Genomic DNA, 16800 nt, shown 5'->3' on the forward strand with positions numbered 1-16800 from the left:
GGCTAGTCCTTTACAGCTGCGCCCCGATCAGGTCGGCCAGCTTGCCGCCGATTTTTTCCATGAATGGACGGTTCTGCCACGCCTGCAAGGTGATGGGGCGCGCGTGTTTCCAGTCGTCTTCGAAGACAGCTTCTTGTTGCTTGGCAAAGTCAGGATCGAGCACGTTCAGGTTGGCCTCGTCGTTGAGGATGAACGAGCGGTTGTCGAAATTGGTGGAGCCGACGGAGACGAGCAGCGAATCGACGACCAGTGCCTTCACGTGGTACATCGTCGGCTGGTACTCGGCCATCTTGACGCCGGCTTCCAGCAATTCGCCCCAGCGCTCGCGCGAGGCGGCGCGCACGACGTCGGAATCGATGATGGGACCCGGCGTGATGATGCGCACGTCCACGCCCCGTTTCGCCGCCGCGACGAGCGCCTTCACGGCCAGCTCGTCCGGCACGAAGTACGAGTTCGACAAGTGGATCGTGCGGCGCGCGGCCGTGATGGCCAGCAAATACATCAGGTGCATGCTCTCGCTGCCGCCCGTGGGCGAGCTGGAGAACATCTGCGCGGGCATGTCGCCCTGCGCGACGAGGGCGGGGAAGTAGGCGGGGCCGTCCAGCACGGCGCCCGTCGCCTTGGTCCAGTTGTCGTTGAACACGGCCTGCATCTGGCCGACGACCGGGCCTTCCACACGGAAATGCGAATCGCGCCAGTGCTCGGGATCCTGGGCGTTGCCGCGCCATTTGTCCGCGATACCGACGCCGCCCGTGAAGCCGACCTTGCCGTCGACGATCAGGAGTTTTCTGTGCGTACGGTTGTTCAGGCGCGCGAGTTTCCACCAGACGGGCTTGTGGTAGCGGTGCAATTCGACGCCGGCGCGGCGCATCTCGTCGAGCGACTTGTCGTCGATCTTCATGCTGCCGATCCAGTCGAGCAGCACGTGCACCTTGACGCCGGCGCGCGCCCGTTCCGACAGCGCGTCCGTGAATTCGCGGCCGATCGTGCCTTCCCAGTAGATATAGGTTTCGAAGCTGATGGATTTCTGCGCCGAGCGGATCGCGTCCAGCATGGCGGGGAAAATCTTGTCGCCGTTGAGCAGCACTTCGGCCTTGTTGCCCTCGATGATGGGCGGGCCCAGCAGGACGCCCAGCGAGCGGCGGAATTGCGGATCGTCCGTGTCGTACAGGCGCGTGAGCTGCGTGTCGATCTTCTTTTCGCCGGGCGCGAAGTTCAGCACGAGCAGGCCCGCCACGAGGGTGGCGACGCAGGTGATGAGGACGACGATGGGGCGTTTGATACGCATGAGTTCGATTTGAAGACGTAAAAAAACCAACGCCAGCCGACGTTGGTTTTCAAAGCGGGGCTTGCACCTGCTTAGCGGACGCGGCCGCGACGCAGCAGATTCACGATTGCGAGCAGGATCACAGCGCCCAGGAACGAGACCAGCAGCGACGATACACTGAAGTCATCGGAGTTGATGGTGCCACTACCGAACAGCGGGGACAGCAGCCAGCCACCCAGGAAGGCTCCCACGATACCGACCACGACATTGAGAATCATGCCTTGCTCAGCATCCGTCTTCATGACCATGCTGGCGAGCCAGCCGAGCACACCACCAACGACGATCCAGATAATGAATAACATGTTGAGTCCTCCTCAAGTTGGAAAAAACATACTCCAGGCCAATTGAATGCCGAGGCCATGTGCAAAGTCTATTGATGCACACGGTACCGGGTCGGTGCGTTGCCGAACGTTAGACGCGCAAACTCCGGCGACGTTCTCTTGTGGTGCGGAATGTCCCCAACTGGGTGCGTCACCGAACAGAAGCGCCTTGCTCGGCAGGCATATCGTTCAATCACTTTGCATCGAAAGGCGCGTCGAAAAACCTACTGCGCGTTGCACTTGCAGTTTGCGATGCTCACTGTACTTTCGTACAGCTGCGCTTCTCAACCGCAACTGCGGCCGCTCGCTACGGTTTTTCGAGACGCCTTGAAACGTAACACCCCGGACCGCTTCGATTACTGAAAGGAACGCATCATGGCTATTTTCGACAACACGACGACTGAGCAGAACAAGCAGAACCGTATGGTGACCGGGCTGTTCCCCGACCGCGCCAGCGCGGAGCGCGCCTACAGCGCCATCTCCACCCGCGGCTATACGAAGGACGACGTCAACCTGATGATGTCGGACACGACCCGCAAGACCCATTTCTCCGACACCGAGACTGAGCTGGGCAGCAAGGCCGCGGAAGGCGCCGCTGCCGGTGCAGGTATCGGCGGCACCATCGGCGCCGTGCTGGCCGGCGTGGCCGCCATCGGCACCTCGCTCGTGATCCCGGGCGCAGGCCTCGTCGTCGCCGGTCCGCTGGCGGCAGCTCTGGCCGGCGCAGGCGCGGGCGGCATTACCGGCGGCCTGATCGGCGCGCTGATCGGTGCCGGCATCCCGGAAGAACGCGTCAAGCACTACGAGGAAGGCATCAACAACGGCGGCATCGTGATGGGCGTGACGCCGCGTTCGGACGAGGACGTTGCCTACCTGAACCAGACCTTCACCGATAACGGCGGCTCGCACGTGATCGGCACCGGCATCGGCGCCGCCGCGGGTGCCGCCACCGGCGCCGCCCTGGGCGCGGCCGGCGGTCCGATCGGCATGGCGGCCGGCGCCGCGATCGGCGGCATCGCCGGCGGCATGGCCGGCAAGGGCGTGGGCGAAGTCGTCAACCCGAAAGCGGGCGACGACCTGGGCGAACACTACCTGGCCAAAGGCACGGGCGCCGGCGCCGGCGCGGCAATGGGCGCGGCGGCAGGCTCCGTGGCAGGTCCGGTCGGTGCCCTGGCCGGTGCCGCGATCGGCGGCCTGGCCGGCGGCGCGGCGGGCCGCGGTGCGGGCGAAGTCGTGAATCCGCATTCGGAAGACCGCCTGCATGAACACAACCTGGCCCAGGGCACGGGTGCGGGTGCGGGCGCACTGACCGGTGCGGCCGTGGGCAGCGCGGCCGGTCCGATCGGCACCGTCGCGGGTGCGGCCATCGGCGGTATCGCGGGCGGCATGGCCGGCAAGGGCGCGGGCGAAGTCGTGAACCCGAAACCGGGCGACGATCTGCATGAGCATAACCTGGCCGGCGGCGTCGGCGCGGGCGGTGGTGCGGCAGCCGGTGCGGCGATTGGTGCCGTCGGCGGCCCGGTCGGCATGGCGGCGGGTGCAGCCATCGGCGGCATCGCCGGCGGCATGGTCGGCAAGGGGGCCGGCCACCTCGTGAATCCGACGGTGGAGGATGCGTACTGGCGCTCGAACTACCAGAACGCAACCGTACTACACCACGGGCTACACGTACGACGATTATTCGCCGGCCTATGCGCTGGGCTACAACAATGCCCGCCGCTTCCCGAGCTACGACCTGGCCGAGCCGCACATGGCCGACGAGTGGGATCGCGTGAAGGGCCATTCGCGCCTGTCGTGGGAGCAGGCCAAGTCGGCCAGCCGCGCCGCGTGGGATCGCGTGGAGCGTGCGATTCCGGGTGATTCGGATCGCGACGGCCACTGATCGTTCGGCGGCGCAGGGTGGGTATTTGAGGCCGGGGGGCCTCAAATGAAACGTGCCCACGCGTGACGCATGCGGTTCGTTGGCGCTACGAACCCGGCAAAAGAAAAAGCCCCGCGGCCGTGCTGGCCGCGGGGCTTATTCTTTGGGATCGAGCGATTACTGCTTGACGGCTTCGACCTGGATCGCCAGCTTGACTTCCGGCTTGAAGCCCATCTTGACGCCGTAGTCCACGCCGAAATCGGCACGGTTGAACGTGGCCGACGCATCGGCGCCGCACACTTCGCGCTTCAGCATCGGGTGCTGGATGCACTTGAACGAGTTGATGTGCAGGGTGACCGGCTTGGTCACGCCGTGCAGGGTCAGTTCGCCGTCGACGGTGGACGGTGCGTCGCCCTTGAACACGATCTTGCCCTTGTAGGTGGCGTTCGGGAACTTGGCCACGTCGAACATGTCCGGGCCCTTGGCGTGCTCGTTCATCTTGGCGTGGCCGAAGTCCAGGCTGTTCGCGTCGATGGTGATGTCGACGGTGCCCGTCTTGGCCGCGCGGTCGACGACGATGGTGCCTTCCGTCTTGTCGAACTTGCCGCGCCAGTTCGACAGGCCGCCGAAGTGGTCGGCCTCGAAGCTCGGGTACGTGTGGTTCGAATCGATCTTGTAGGTGTCGGCGGCGAAGGCGGCGCTGGAAGCGAAGGCGACGGCCAGGAGGGCGAGGTGCTTGAGTTTCATGTAAGGCGATCCTTTAACGATAGATAGTGTTTATTGTCCCGCTGCGACGCGGAATTTGATGACGACTTCGTCGGCGACCATGCTCGTGTCTTTCCACTCGCCTTCGCCGATGTTGAAGGCCAGCCGCTTGATCGGCAGTTGCCCTTCGAAAACCTGTTTGCCGCCTTCCGGCTTGACGGTGACCGGGAAGGTCACGTCCTGGACCCGGCCCTTGATGGTCAGCTTGCCCGAGACGGAGAGCTTGCCCGCGCCGGCCGGCTTGATGGCGGACGAGACAAAGGTTGCCTTCGGAAACTTGGCCGAGTTGAACCAGTCCTTGCCGGCCACTTCCTTGTTGTACTCGGCCTCGCCGATGTCGAAGCTGGCCGTGTCGATGTCCACGCGCGCCGTCGCTTTTTCCGGGTGCGCCGCGTCGTAGTCGATCTGTGCGTTGAAGCTCTTGAACTTCGATTCGACCGGCACGTTCATCTGCTTGAACACGGCCGAGACGCTGCTGTGCGCGACATCGGTTTTCAGCGGTACGGCGCTGGCGATCAGCGTCACGCCAGCCAATACGGCCGCCAGGCCGCCACGGGTGAATTTCATGGTTTTCTCCTTCAGTGGGAACGGCCGGGCAGCATGCGTCCGAGCGTGCCGTCGCGGTCGACGAATTGGTGCTTCAGGGCGGCGACCACGTGCACGCCGACGAGGCCGGCCATGACCATGTTCAGCCAGTAGTGGATCGGCTTCAGCGTGGCGGCCAGTGCCGGGTTCTTGGCGATGAACACGGGCAGCTGGAACAGGCCGAAATAGACGACCGGGAAGCCGGCCGCCAGCGTGTAGAAATAGCCGGACAGCGGCACGGCGAAGATCAGCACGTACAGCAGATGATGCAGGCCGTGGGCGGCGCCGCGCTGCCACGCGGGCATCGTGGCGGGCAGCGCCGGCGGACGGTTCTTCAGGCGCCACAGCAGCCGGATCGTGGCGAGCAGCAGCACGGTCACGCCGGCCCATTTGTGCCACGAAAAATACTTCAGCTTGGTGGGCGAGATGCCGGGAATGTCCGTCATCACGAGACCCAGCGTGAACGCACCGATGATCAGCACGGCGATCAGCCAGTGAAGCACGATGGCGGTCGTGGTGTAGCGCTGCATGACGGGTCTCCGATGAATTAGTACGAATTAGAACTAAATATTACCAAACTACCCAGCACACTAGCATGAGTTGCGGGTAGCTGTGGATTTGCAATAGGGATACTTTAACGGTTCCAAATATTGCGCGGAAGCTATCCATACGGATAACTTTGTTCAGCCAGTGGGACAATCCGTGACGCATATGCCATGTCTGCCCATGTGCGCACTGGGCCGCGCATGCGTGAAGGTAAAATGTTAAAAAAATGGCAGCCCGATGACGACGGGGCGTGATCCCGCCTGCACGGCCCAGCTGCGTTCCAGCCACGCGATCGACGCGGACCGTGAACTGGAACTGGCCGTGCGCCGCAATGGCGCGCCGGGATTTCCGAACGTGCCGGCTTACTGGGCCGTGGATGCCCGGTTCGGCTGGCGTTTCGCGCCGGGGATGGGGGGCGGTGATCGGGACGAACCTGAACGGCGGGCACGCGGAGTATGGCGTGGCGTCGGTGCGGACCGAGGTGCCCGGGACGGTGGGGTGAAGCTGACGTGGCAGCGCTAAACCCGTCGTTCCCGCGCAGGCGGGAACCCAGGTTCTGCACGCGTTTCGGCAGCTCATGCAACATTGGGCCCCCGCCTTCGCGGGGGCGACGTTCATCGACTTAGATAGCCTTCGCCAGCTGCGCCGCCAGACCGGTGTAATTCGCCGGCGTCATGGCCAGCAGCAGGTCCTTGGCATCTTGCGGAATCGCCAGCTTGCCGATGAATTCCTGCAGCGCGTCGCGCGTGATGCCCTTGCCGCGCGTGAGTTCCTTCAGTTGCTCGTACGGGTTCTCGATGCCGTAGCGGCGCATCACGGTCTGCACCGGCTCGGCCAGCACTTCCCAGTTCGCGTCCAGGTCCTGCTCCAGGCGCGCCGGGTTCACTTCCAGCTTGTTCAGGCCGCGCAGGCAGCTGTCGTACGCGAGCAGCGCGTAGCCGAAGCCCACGCCGATGTTGCGCAGCACGGTGGAGTCGGTCAGGTCGCGCTGCATGCGCGACACCGGCAGTTTATCGGCCATATGGCGCAGCACGGCGTTGGCCAGGCCCAGGTTGCCTTCCGAGTTCTCGAAGTCGATCGGGTTCACTTTGTGCGGCATCGTCGACGAGCCGATCTCGCCGGCCTTCAGCTTCTGCTTGAAGTAGCCGAGGGACACGTACGTCCAGATGTCGCGGTTCAGGTCGAGCAGGATCGTGTTCGTGCGCGAGATCGCGTCGAACAGCTCGGCCATGTAGTCGTGCGGCTCGATCTGGATCGTGTACGGGTTGAACGTCAGGCCCAGGCGCTGTTCGATGACGTTCTTCGAGAACGCCGGCCAGTCGAAGCCCGGATACGCGGACAGGTGCGCGTTGTAGTTGCCGACGGCGCCGTTCATCTTGCCGAGGATTTCCACGTCCGCGATGCGCTTCACCGCGCGCTGCAGGCGCGCGACGACGTTGGCGAATTCCTTGCCGAGCGTGGTCGGGCTGGCGGTCTGGCCGTGCGTGCGCGACAGCATCGGCAGGTCGGCGTTCGTGTGGGCGATCTCGGTCAGCCTGGCGATGACGGCCTGCAGCGACGGCAGCAGCACGCCGTCACGCGCCGCCTTCAGCATCATGCCGTGCGACGTGTTGTTGATGTCTTCCGACGTGCACGCGAAGTGGATGAATTCGGACGCCGCGACCAGCTCCGGCACGTCCTTCACTTGTTCCTTCAGCCAGTACTCGACGGCTTTCACGTCGTGGTTCGTGACGGCCTCGATTTCCTTGATGCGGGCGGCGTCCGCGTCGGAGAAGTCGGCGGCCAGCTTGTCCAGCAGGGCGGATGCGTCGGCGGAGAACGGTTTCAGTTCGGCGAAGCCGGCCTGCGACAGCGCCTGCAGCCAGGCGATCTCCACTTTCACGCGGTGGTGCATGAAGCCGGCTTCCGACAGGATCGGACGCAGCTTGTCGGTCTTGGCGGCGTAGCGGCCGTCCAGCGGGGACAGGGCCGACAGGGTCGAGGAGGATGCGGTAGAGGTCATGGGAGGAGGGAGGCGGTGAGTGCAAAAACGAGATTCTACCATCGGCAGCCTGGGGTTGGCCGCTTTGTCAAGTCTCATTTGGCCACCGTTGCAGGCGTTTCGCCGGCGTTTGGCGGGCGATAGGCCGATGCTATACTGTCTGCCAATCCACATGACTGAGCATCTATGAAACTCATCGGTTCCTTCACCAGTGCCTACGTGCGCAAGGCGCGTGTCGTCCTGGCAGAGAAAAAGCTCGACTATCAGTTCGAGCTGGAAAACGTCTGGGCGCCGGAAACGAAGATCGCTGCGTCGAACCCGCTGGGCAAGGTGCCGTGCCTCGTGATGGAAGACGGCAGCACGATGTACGACTCGCGCGTGATCGCGGAATATCTCGATACGCTGACGCCCGTGTGCAAGCTGCTCCCCCCGAACAGCCGCGACCGCGCCAACGTCAAGGTGTGGGAAGCGCTCGCGGACGGCGTGCTGGACGCGGCCGTGCTGGCCTACCTGGAGCGCACGTGGCGCCCGGGCGAGCAGCAGAGCCAGGCCTGGTTCGACCGCCAGATGGGCAAGGTGCGCGGCGGTCTTGCCGTGATGTCCGAGAACCTCGGCGAACAGCCGTTCTGCATGGGGATCCATTACACGCTGGCCGACGTCGCCGTCGGCTGCACGCTCGGCTGGCTGTCGTTCCGCTTCCCGGACATCGACTGGCGCAGCGCGTATCCGAACCTGGCGCGCCTGTTCGACAAGCTGTCGGAACGGCCGTCGTTCAAGGACACCGTCCCGCACTGATACGATGTCCTCGTCGTCCCGGCGGTTGCAAATGGTCGACATCGCGCGCCTCGCGGGCGTGTCGACGTCGACCGTCTCGCGCGCGCTCAGCCACAGCCCCCTCGTCAACCAGGAAACGCGCGACCGCATCCTCGACCTCGCGCGTTCGCTGAATTACACGATCAACATCGGCGCGCAAAACCTGCGGCTGCAGCAGAACCGCACGGTGGCCGTCGTCATCCCGATCGACCAGTCCTCGCGCCAGCAACTGACCGACCCGTTCTTCCTGTCGATGCTGGGCGGCCTCGCGGACGCGCTCAGCGAACAGGGTTTCGACACGCTCGTTTCGCGCGTGGACGCCGACCAGGTCGACGCCGCCGCCGCCCCATTCGACGGCGGCCGCGCCATCGGCGTGATCCTGATCGGCCAGGGCCGCCACCACGCTGAACTCAACAAGATGGCCGCGCGCGGCGTGCCGTTCGTCGTCTGGGGCGCGCAGCTGCCGCAGCAGTTGTACACGACGGTCGGCGGCGACAACGTCACGGGCGGCCGTCTCGCGACGGAACGCCTGCTGGCGCAGGGCCGGCGCCGCATCGCCTTCTTCGGCGACACCAGCTTGCCCGAAGTCGAGCAGCGCCACCGCGGCTACGTGGAAGCGCTGGCCGCGCACGGCCTCTCTCCCGATCCGCAACTGCACGTGGCATCGTCGTTCCTGCCCGAGAGCGGCGGCCAGGCCGTGGCGGAACTGGCCCGGCGCGGCGTCGCGTACGATGCCCTGTTCGCCAGCAGCGACTTGCTCGCGATGAAATCCATCCACGCCATGCGCGAACTGGGCAAGGACGTGCCGGTCGACGTGGCCGTCGTCGGCTACGACGACATCGAGTTGTCCAGTTATTTCCACCCGCCGCTCACCACCGTCGCCCAGCCGCGCGACGTGGCCGCGCGCGCGCTCGTCGATGCGCTGCTCGTCCTCGTCGACGGCCGCAGCGCACCCTCCGTCCAGCTTCCCACCGAACTGATCGTCCGCGCCAGCGCCTGACCGGGCGCCGCCGCGACCTGCGTTGCATCCCCTTTTTTTTGCAAACGATTGCAATCGAAGCGTAGGGTGGGCGCCCCCGTGCCCACGCGTAACGCCAAAGCGTCGCGTAAGAGCGCGTGGGCACGGGGTGCCCACCCTACGTTGATCTGTTGCAGCGTTTTTGCAACGCTATTGCAATCGTTTGCATTTTTCCAAAAATAGGGAAATAATGGCCGCGTGCCTGACAAGGTGCCAACAAATCGAATACAAATGGAGGAGACATGGAAGTTCGCATGAAGCTCACGGCGCGTGCCGTGGCGCTGGCTTTGCTGCACCTGGGTGCGGCGTCCGCGCAGGAAGCCGCCGCGCCGGCATCGGCTACCGATGGCCTGAAGATGGAACGCGTCGTCGTCACCGGCACGCCGATCGGTTCGAGCAAGATGAAGTCGAGCGTCTCGGTCAGCACGCTGGAAGCGGACGCCATCCAGAACCTCGCGCCGACCAGCGCCGCCGAAGTGCTGCGTTCGATCCCGGGCGTGCGCTCGGAGTCGTCGGGCGGCGAAGGCAATGCCAACATCACCGTGCGCGGCGTGCCCATCTCCGCGGGCGGCGCGCGCTACGTGCAGATGCAGGAAGATGGCCTGCCGGTGCTGCAGTTCGGCGACTTCAACTTCATCACCCCCGACAGCTACATCAAGATCGACGGCACCCTCGACCACGTGGAAGCCGTGCGCGGCGGCTCGGCCTCGACCCTGGCCACCAACTCGCCCGGCGGCATCATCAATTTCATCTCCAGGGACGGTGCGCAGCAGGGCGGCAGCATTGGCCTGTCGCGCGGCCTCGATTACGACAGCACGCGCGTCGACTTCGACTACGGCGCGCCGGTCTCGGAGCGCGACCGCTTCTTCGTCGGCGGCTTCTACCGCCGCGGCGAAGGCATCCGCAACGCGGCCGGCAAGGACGAGCGGGGCGGCCAGCTGCGCGCGAACTTCACGCACGACTTCGACGGCGGCTACGTGCGCGTCGCGCTCAAGCACCTCGACGACCAGAGCCCGACGGCGCTGCCCGTGCCGGTCCTGGTGGGCAACGGCCACATCTCGGAAATCGCCGGCATCGACCCGCGCTATGCATCGTTCTATTCGCCGTACTGGGTGCAGGACGTCTCCCTCACCAAGGGCAACGGCCGCGTCGCGAGCGACGTCAACGACGGCCTGTCCGTGAAGAGCAATGCGATCGGCCTGGAAGGCTCGTTCGACCTGGGCAATGGCTGGACCGTGACGGACAAGTTCCGCAAGGCGTCCAACAGCGGCCGCTTCGTGGGCGTCTTCCCGGCCGACAGCGGCACGGTGGGCAGCTATACCTTCGCGACGGGCCCCAGCGCCGGCCAGGCCTACAACGGCCGCGCCTTTAATGCCGTCGTCTTCAACACGTCGATCGACGACGCGGGCAACACGCTGAACGATGCGCGCCTGACCAAGACATTTAAAATCGACGGTGCGAAGCTGAACGTGACGGCGGGCTGGTACTCGTCGCTGCAGAAGCTGGGCCTGACCTGGAACTTCAACCAGTACCTGATGCAGGCGACCGGCGACGACCCCGCGCTGCTGAAGACCGCGAGCGCGACGCCGGGCTACGTGGGGCCGGCATTCGGCGGCTGCTGCTCGCGCGCCGTCGACGTCGAATACCGCACCAACTCGCCGTACGCGAACTTCGGCTGGGAGCAGGGCACCGTGAACGTGGACGCCAGCGTGCGCCGCGACCGCCAGCACGCCGGGGGCAGTGCCAACATCGCCACCAATGCGGCGGCGTACCAGCCGGGCACCGTGCAGCACGTCGACTACGACATCGGCCACACCTCGTATTCGGTGGGCGGCAACTGGAGAATCACGCCGTCGCTGGCACTGTTCGCCCGCACGAGCGAAGGCGTGGCGTTCAACGCCGACCGCATCCTGTTCGGCACCCCGCTGGACGGCAGCGCGCCGATCAGCATCAACACCGTGAAACAGCTGGAAGGCGGCGTGAAATGGCGCAGTGGCAGCCTGTCCACGTTCCTGACGCTGTTCCATGCCAAGACCCGCGAGAGCAACTACGAAGCGACGACGCAGCTGTCGACCGCGAACAGCTACGACGCGAAAGGCGCCGAACTGGAAGCGGCCTATCGCGTGGGCGACTTCCGCGTCAACGGCGGGCTCACCTTGACCAATGCGAAGATCACCGCGACGGCACCGGGCGGCGAAGCCACGATCGGCCACACGCCGCGCCGCCAGGCCCACGCCGTGTACCAGCTCACGCCGAGCTACGACCTGGGCGCGGCCAACTTCGGCCTGGCCGTCGTCGGCACCGGTAAAAGCTGGGGCGACGATGCGAACACGCTCGTCCTGCCCGGCTACACGGTCGTGCATGCGTTCCTGAATTACCAGCTGACGCCGAAGGTGCAGCTGTCCCTGAACGCCAACAACCTGTTCAACCGCATCGGCTACACCGAGATCGAAGGCGACGGCCATGCCGCCCGTTCGATCACGGGGCGCGCCGTGAAGGCCAGCGTCAAGTACGCGTTTTAAGGATCCATGAGCACGATGTCCCACTCCCTGCGCCGCCTGCTCGACGGGCTGCCTCTGGGTCGCCACGCCGACGCGCAGCGCCGCTTTGCGCGCCACGAGGCCGTGCTGGCCGATCGCCTGCAGCGCCTGTACGGCCACCTGCCCGGCCACGCCGGCTGGTTCGACAACCTGATGGCCGGGATCGGGCGCCTGATGGCCGCGCGCCCGGCCGCGCTGCAGGCGCTCGACGCCGCCCGCGAAGACGATCCGCGCTGGTTCTGCGCGCCGACGATGCTCGGCTACAGCGCGTACGTCGACCAGTTCGGCGGCAACCTGCGCGGCGTGAAGGAACGCATCCCGCACCTGCGCGACCTCGGCGTCACGTACCTGCACCTGCTGCCGTTCCTGCGTCCGCGCGCGGGCGAGAGCGACGGCGGGTTTGCCGTCGCGAGCTTCGACGAGGTCGACCCGCGCTTCGGCACGATGGCCGACCTGGAAGACCTGACGGCGGCGCTGCGCGAAGCGGGCATCAGCCTGTGCTCGGACCTGATCCTGAACCACGTGTCTGACGACCATCCGTGGGCGCTGGGCGCCCTGACCGGCGACACCGCCATGCGCGCCTTCTTCCACGTGCTGGACGAAGACAAGGCGCAGGCGTATGAACGTACGCTGGGCCAGGTGTTCCCGCAGGCGGCGCCCGGCAATTTCACGCATGTCCCGGCGATGGGCGGCTGGGTGTGGACGACGTTCTACCCGTTCCAGTGGGACCTGAACTACGCCAACCCGGCCGTGTTCGAAGCGGTCGCGGCGGCGCTGCTGCGCCTCGCGAACCGCGGCATCGACGTGTTCCGCCTCGACTCGACGGCCTTCCTGTGGAAGCGCCTCGGCACGGACTGCATGAACCAGCCGGAAGCGCACCTGCTGCTGCAGGCACTGCGCGCCATCGTCGACATCGCCGCACCGGGCGTGCTGCTGAAGGCCGAAGCGATCGTGCCCACGCGCGAACTGCCCGCGTACTTCGGCGACGCCGCAGCACCCGAATGCCACCTCGCGTACCACAGCACCCTCATGACGGCCGGCTGGGCCGCGCTGGCCGAGGAAGACGCGGGCCTCGTGCGCGCGGTCGCCGCCGCCACGCCGCCGCTGCCGTCGGGCGCGAGCTGGCTGACCTATGTGCGCTGCCACGACGACATCGGCTGGAAGCACCTGCTGGCCGAAGCGGGCAATCTCGACCGCCTGGCCAAAGTCGCGCGTTTTTATAATGACGAGGTGAGCTATGCCGCAGGCGTCGGCTTCCAGGGCGGCCTCGCGACCAACGGCACGGCCGCGGCGCTGTCCGGCGCGGACGGATCCGAGGAAGGCTTGCGGCGCCTGCTGCTCGTGCACGGCCTCGCGCTGTGCTTCGGCGGGCTGCCCGTGCTGTACATGGGCGACGAGCTGGCGATGGCCAACGACGAAAGTTATCTCGCCGACCCGGCGAAAGCGCACGACAGCCGCTGGATCCAGCGCGCGCCGTTCGACGAAGCGCGTCACGCGGCGCGTGACGACATCACGACGCCGGCCGGCCGCGCGTACGCGGGCCTGCGCCGGCTGATCCGGCAGCGCCGCGCGACGCCGGACCTTGCGGCCGGGACGCCGTGCACGGTGCTGCCCGCCGGCGATCCGGCCCTGCTGGCGCTGGCGCGCGGCGAGCGCTTCCTAAGTCTCTTCAATTTTTCCGGCCGCGCGTTGACCGTCGACCTGGCCGCGTACGGCCGCGCCGGCGCGGTGACGCTGGCGCCGTGGGATCAGGTGTGGCTATGATGACGCAACGTGTCAATGGAACCGTCGCCGTGTTCGGCGAAGCGCTGGTGGACGACTTCGGCGACCGCCAGGTGATCGGCGGCGCGCCGTTCAATGTCGCGCGCCACCTGGCCGCGCTGGGACAGGACGCCCTGATGCTCACCCGCGTGGGCCTGGACGAGAATGGCGCCCGCATGCGCGCGGAGTTCGAGCGCTTCGGCCTGCCGATGGCCGGGCTGCAGGTGGATGCGGCCTTGCCGACCGGCCGGGTGAGTGTGGAACGCCACAGCGACGGCGGCCACCGCTTCACGATACTGCCGCACCAGGCTTATGATGCCATCGAGGCGGAGCCCGCGGTGACGGCCATGGCGGCCGCCGCGCCCGCGACGCTGTATTTCGGCACGCTGGCCCAGCGCGAGCCGGCATCGCGCGATACGCTGGCGCGGCTCTTGGGCGCGACCGATGCCTGCCGCTACCTGGACCTGAACGTGCGGGAAGGGCAGGTGACGGAGCGGTGCGTGTTCGCGTCGCTGCACGCGGCCGACATCGTCAAGGTCAACGAAGAGGAGTTGCAGGATTTGTTCGGCTGGTACACCCACATGCGGCTCCCGACGGACGACATGGCATGCGCCGACGTGCGCCACGCGTGCGCGACCTTGCTGCGCGTGTTTAACCTGACGGGCCTGATCGTGACGCTGGGGCCGCGCGGTGCCGTGTATCTCGGTGCCGATGGCGCATATCACTCAACCCCGACGCCGGGAGTACCCGTGCAGCTGGCCGATACGGTCGGCGCAGGCGACGCCTTCTCCGCCGTGTTCCTGCTGGGCCGCGCGCGCGGCTGGGCGCTTGATGCCACGCTTGCCCGCGCCAACGAATTCGCCGGCGCCGTGTGCGGCATCGTCGGCGCCGTCCCGGACGATCATGCGTTCTACCGTCCATTCATCGACCGCTGGGAGCCATGATGGCCAAGCCGCGTATGACGTTCTGGCAGATCGTCAACATGAACATCGGATTCTTCGGCATCCAGTTCAGCTTCGGGCTGCAGCAGAGCAGCATGAGCCCCATCTACAAATACCTCGGCGCCGACGAGGCGAGCCTGCCCTACCTGTGGCTCGCGGGTCCCGTCACGGGCCTGCTCGTGCAGCCGCTGATCGGCGCGATGAGCGACCGCACCGTCAGCCGCTGGGGGAGACGTACGCCATACTTCCTGATCGGCGCGATCCTGTGCAGCCTCGGCCTGCTGGCAATGCCGTACAGCCCGACGCTGTGGATGGCCGCGAGCCTGCTGTGGATCCTCGACTCCGCGAACAACGTGACGATGGAACCGTACCGCGCGTTCGTCAGCGACAAGCTGCCCGCGAGCCAGCACTCGCTCGGCTTCCTCACGCAGAGCGCATTCACGGGCCTGGGCCAGACGCTGGCCTACCTGACGCCGTCGCTGCTCGTGTGGATCGGGATGGACAAGGACGCCGTCAACGGCAGCCATATCCCGCAGGTCGTCGTCGCGGCATTCCTGATCGGCGCCGTGTGCTCGCTCGTGTCCGTGCTGTGGTCCGTGAAGACGACGCCGGAAGACCCGCTGCCGCCGCACGCGCTGGCGGCGCTGCGCGCCACGCCCGGCGGCTGGAAGCATACGCTGGCGGAGATCGGCGCCGCCGTGCGCGACATGCCGGTGACGATGAAGCAGCTGGCCCTCGTGAAGCTCTTCCAGTGGTACGCGATGTTCTGCTACTGGCAATTCATCACGCTGTCGCTGGCGCGCACCCTGTTCGGCACGAGCGACGCGGCCTCGCCGGGCTTTCGCGACGCGGGCCTGCTCAACGGCCAGATCGGCGCGTTCTACAACTTCATCGCGTTCCTCGCCGCGTTCGCGCTGGTGCCGTTCGCGCGGCGTCACGGGCCGCACGTCGTGCACGCCGTTTGCTTGCTGCTGGCCGGCGCCGGCATGCTCGCGATCCCGCACATCCACACGCCGGTGCTGCTGCTCGTGCCGATGGTCGGCATCGGCCTCGCGTGGGCCAGCATCATGGGCAATCCGTACGTGATCCTCGCGTCCAGCCTGCCGCCGGAACGCACGGGGGTCTACATGGGCATCTTCAACATGTTCATCGTGATCCCGATGATCATCCAGATCTTCACCCTGCCGCTGTACTACCACAGCTGGCTGGGCGGGAACCCGGAAAACGTGATCCGCCTGGCCGGCGCGCTGCTCGTTTGCGCCGCTTTCGCGATGCGCCTGGTGCGCTACAATGCCCCGGGTACGGTCGAACGGACGGAGATGGCGTATGGTGAAGTGGAACGGGATGGCGGTGGTGTTCGGCGAGGTGCTCGTTGAGGAAGGCGCGGGAGGGACTCTGGTCGTGGGCGGCGCCCCGTTCAACGTGGCGCGCCACCTGGCCGCCTTCATGGCACCGCCCCTCCTGATCACCCGCATCGGCGACGACCGCAATGGCGCCGCCGTGCGCGCCGAGTTCGAGCGCTTCGTGATCCCGGAAACGGGCCTGCAGATCGATACGATGGAAGAGACGGGCCGCGCCGTCGTCGAGCGCCAGGGGACGAGCCAGCGCCTCACCTTGCTGCCGCGCCAGGCCTACGATTTCATCGACCCCGCCTCCGCCGCAGCGAGTGTTTCCGGCGAGGTGGGAAGCAATGAGTACGACACCGTGTATTTCGGCACGCTGGCCCAGCGCGAAGAACGCTCGCGCCTCGCGCTGGCGGCCGTGCTGGACGCGACGCCGGCGGCCAAGCGCTTCCTCGACCTCAACCTGCGCATGGGCCACGCGACCGAACCGATCGTCACGAAGGCGCTGACGGCGGCCGACATCGTCAAGGTCAACGAGGAGGAATTGCAGGCGCTGTTCCAGTGGTATTTCCAGATCGGCCCGAACGACGCGGCGCTGTCGACGGAAGAGGTGCACGCGGCCTGCCGCGCGCTGATGGACCGGTTTGCGCTGGAGGCGCTGATCGTGACGCTGGGCCACCGCGGCTCCGTGTACTTCGGCGCGGACGGCAGCTACATCGCCACCCGCGACAACCCGGTGCCGCCGTTCGTGATCGACACGACGGGCGCGGGCGACGCCTTCGCCGCCATCTTCATGCTGGGCCGCGCGCGCGGCTGGCCGCTGGAGCTCATACTGGCGCGCGCCAACGAATTCGCCGGCGCGATCTGTGCGGTCAGCGGGGCGGTGCCCGGCGATATCGGCTTCTACGACAAGTGGGTCGCGCGCTGGCGCGACGCGGCCTGATTCAATCTGCCGGTCGACGCATGGCGGGCACGGGGTGTCCACCCTACCGCCCACCA

Annotated in this window: 14 protein-coding genes; 8 read left to right on the forward strand and 6 right to left on the reverse strand. The window is 66.4% G+C overall.

The annotated features are described in order from the left end of the window. Positions 1-10 precede the first annotated feature (10 nt). The gene (gene cls / locus ACL58G_RS06635; protein ID WP_413381447.1) at positions 11-1288 is read right to left on the reverse strand and encodes a cardiolipin synthase; all 1278 of its coding nucleotides are present in this window, start codon (positions 1286-1288) and stop codon (positions 11-13) included. 71 nt (positions 1289-1359) lie between these two features. Further along, positions 1360-1629, reverse strand: coding sequence for a GlsB/YeaQ/YmgE family stress response membrane protein (locus ACL58G_RS06640; protein ID WP_036234577.1), 270 nt, complete (start codon positions 1627-1629; stop codon positions 1360-1362). 393 nt (positions 1630-2022) lie between these two features. Here ACL58G_RS06640 and ACL58G_RS06645 point away from each other — a divergent pair, with 393 nt between their 5' ends. Beyond that, complete coding sequence (locus tag ACL58G_RS06645) at positions 2023-3507, forward strand: hypothetical protein (RefSeq protein ID WP_440965854.1); 1485 nt, start codon at positions 2023-2025, stop codon at positions 3505-3507. Between the two features lie 178 nt (positions 3508-3685). On the opposite strand, the gene ACL58G_RS06650 is transcribed toward ACL58G_RS06645, so the two are convergent. The 4 genes from ACL58G_RS06650 to purB all read right to left on the reverse strand — a co-directional run bounded on the left by ACL58G_RS06650 (position 3686) and on the right by purB (position 7406). Then, a complete protein-coding gene (locus ACL58G_RS06650; RefSeq protein ID WP_413381451.1) occupies positions 3686-4255 on the reverse strand; it encodes a YceI family protein in 570 nt (189 codons plus the stop codon). A gap of 30 nt (positions 4256-4285) precedes the next feature. Beyond that, entirely contained in the window at positions 4286-4840 is a 555-nt protein-coding gene (locus ACL58G_RS06655; RefSeq protein WP_413381453.1) for a YceI family protein, read from the reverse strand. An 11-nt stretch (positions 4841-4851) separates the two neighbouring features. After that, the gene (locus ACL58G_RS06660; protein ID WP_440965856.1) at positions 4852-5388 is read right to left on the reverse strand and encodes a cytochrome b; all 537 of its coding nucleotides are present in this window, start codon (positions 5386-5388) and stop codon (positions 4852-4854) included. A gap of 638 nt (positions 5389-6026) precedes the next feature. Beyond that, positions 6027-7406 carry an adenylosuccinate lyase gene (purB, locus tag ACL58G_RS06665; RefSeq protein WP_413340650.1) on the reverse strand — a complete coding sequence of 460 codons (1380 nt, stop codon included), beginning with the start codon at positions 7404-7406 and terminating at the stop codon, positions 6027-6029. Between the two features lie 165 nt (positions 7407-7571). Between purB and ACL58G_RS06670 the strand changes: the two genes are divergently transcribed. The 7 genes from ACL58G_RS06670 (at position 7572) to ACL58G_RS06700 (ending at position 16744) form a co-directional block, all read left to right on the forward strand. After that, the gene (locus ACL58G_RS06670) at positions 7572-8180 is read left to right on the forward strand and encodes a glutathione S-transferase family protein (RefSeq protein ID WP_413381459.1); all 609 of its coding nucleotides are present in this window, start codon (positions 7572-7574) and stop codon (positions 8178-8180) included. A 31-nt stretch (positions 8181-8211) separates the two neighbouring features. After that, on the forward strand, positions 8212-9198 hold the full coding sequence (locus ACL58G_RS06675) for a LacI family DNA-binding transcriptional regulator (RefSeq protein WP_440965859.1): 987 nt from the start codon (positions 8212-8214) through the stop codon (positions 9196-9198). A 260-nt stretch (positions 9199-9458) separates the two neighbouring features. Beyond that, positions 9459-11738: a TonB-dependent receptor domain-containing protein gene (locus ACL58G_RS06680; protein ID WP_440965860.1), complete on the forward strand. Its 2280-nt coding sequence runs from the start codon at positions 9459-9461 to the stop codon at positions 11736-11738. Between the two features lie 6 nt (positions 11739-11744). Next, positions 11745-13520 (forward strand): alpha-amylase family glycosyl hydrolase, encoded by a 1776-nt coding sequence (locus ACL58G_RS06685; RefSeq protein ID WP_440965862.1) that lies wholly within the window; start codon positions 11745-11747, stop codon positions 13518-13520. Beyond that, the gene (locus tag ACL58G_RS06690; RefSeq protein WP_440965864.1) at positions 13517-14461 is read left to right on the forward strand and encodes a PfkB family carbohydrate kinase; all 945 of its coding nucleotides are present in this window, start codon (positions 13517-13519) and stop codon (positions 14459-14461) included. Before ACL58G_RS06685 ends, ACL58G_RS06690 begins: the two co-directional genes overlap by 4 nt. After that, complete coding sequence (locus tag ACL58G_RS06695) at positions 14461-15834, forward strand: MFS transporter (protein WP_440965866.1); 1374 nt, start codon at positions 14461-14463, stop codon at positions 15832-15834. The genes ACL58G_RS06690 and ACL58G_RS06695 overlap by 1 nt, the downstream gene beginning before the upstream one ends. Continuing rightward, the gene (locus ACL58G_RS06700; protein WP_413381471.1) at positions 15785-16744 is read left to right on the forward strand and encodes a PfkB family carbohydrate kinase; all 960 of its coding nucleotides are present in this window, start codon (positions 15785-15787) and stop codon (positions 16742-16744) included. Before ACL58G_RS06695 ends, ACL58G_RS06700 begins: the two co-directional genes overlap by 50 nt. Positions 16745-16800 lie beyond the last annotated feature (56 nt).

This window comes from Massilia sp. GER05 (assembly GCF_052056005.1).
Taxonomy (GTDB): domain Bacteria; phylum Pseudomonadota; class Gammaproteobacteria; order Burkholderiales; family Burkholderiaceae_D; genus Telluria; species Telluria orientalis.

Bases quoted from the DNA above. Each gene is read 5' to 3' on its own strand.
- ACL58G_RS06680 (WP_440965860.1), top strand. From the start codon at position 9,459: ATGGAAGTTCGCATGAAGCTCACGGCGCGTGCCGTGGCGCTGGCTTTG.
- ACL58G_RS06660 (WP_440965856.1), bottom strand. From the start codon at position 5,388: ATGCAGCGCTACACCACGACCGCCATCGTGCTTCACTGGCTGATCGCC.
- ACL58G_RS06670 (WP_413381459.1), top strand. From the start codon at position 7,572: ATGAAACTCATCGGTTCCTTCACCAGTGCCTACGTGCGCAAGGCGCGT.
- ACL58G_RS06700 (WP_413381471.1), top strand. From the start codon at position 15,785: ATGGTGAAGTGGAACGGGATGGCGGTGGTGTTCGGCGAGGTGCTCGTT.
- ACL58G_RS06650 (WP_413381451.1), bottom strand. From the start codon at position 4,255: ATGAAACTCAAGCACCTCGCCCTCCTGGCCGTCGCCTTCGCTTCCAGC.
- purB (WP_413340650.1), bottom strand. From the start codon at position 7,406: ATGACCTCTACCGCATCCTCCTCGACCCTGTCGGCCCTGTCCCCGCTG.
- ACL58G_RS06675 (WP_440965859.1), top strand. From the start codon at position 8,212: ATGGTCGACATCGCGCGCCTCGCGGGCGTGTCGACGTCGACCGTCTCG.
- ACL58G_RS06655 (WP_413381453.1), bottom strand. From the start codon at position 4,840: ATGAAATTCACCCGTGGCGGCCTGGCGGCCGTATTGGCTGGCGTGACG.
- ACL58G_RS06640 (WP_036234577.1), bottom strand. From the start codon at position 1,629: ATGTTATTCATTATCTGGATCGTCGTTGGTGGTGTGCTCGGCTGGCTC.
- ACL58G_RS06690 (WP_440965864.1), top strand. From the start codon at position 13,517: ATGATGACGCAACGTGTCAATGGAACCGTCGCCGTGTTCGGCGAAGCG.
- cls (WP_413381447.1), bottom strand. From the start codon at position 1,288: ATGCGTATCAAACGCCCCATCGTCGTCCTCATCACCTGCGTCGCCACC.
- ACL58G_RS06695 (WP_440965866.1), top strand. From the start codon at position 14,461: ATGGCCAAGCCGCGTATGACGTTCTGGCAGATCGTCAACATGAACATC.
- ACL58G_RS06645 (WP_440965854.1), top strand. From the start codon at position 2,023: ATGGCTATTTTCGACAACACGACGACTGAGCAGAACAAGCAGAACCGT.
- ACL58G_RS06685 (WP_440965862.1), top strand. From the start codon at position 11,745: ATGAGCACGATGTCCCACTCCCTGCGCCGCCTGCTCGACGGGCTGCCT.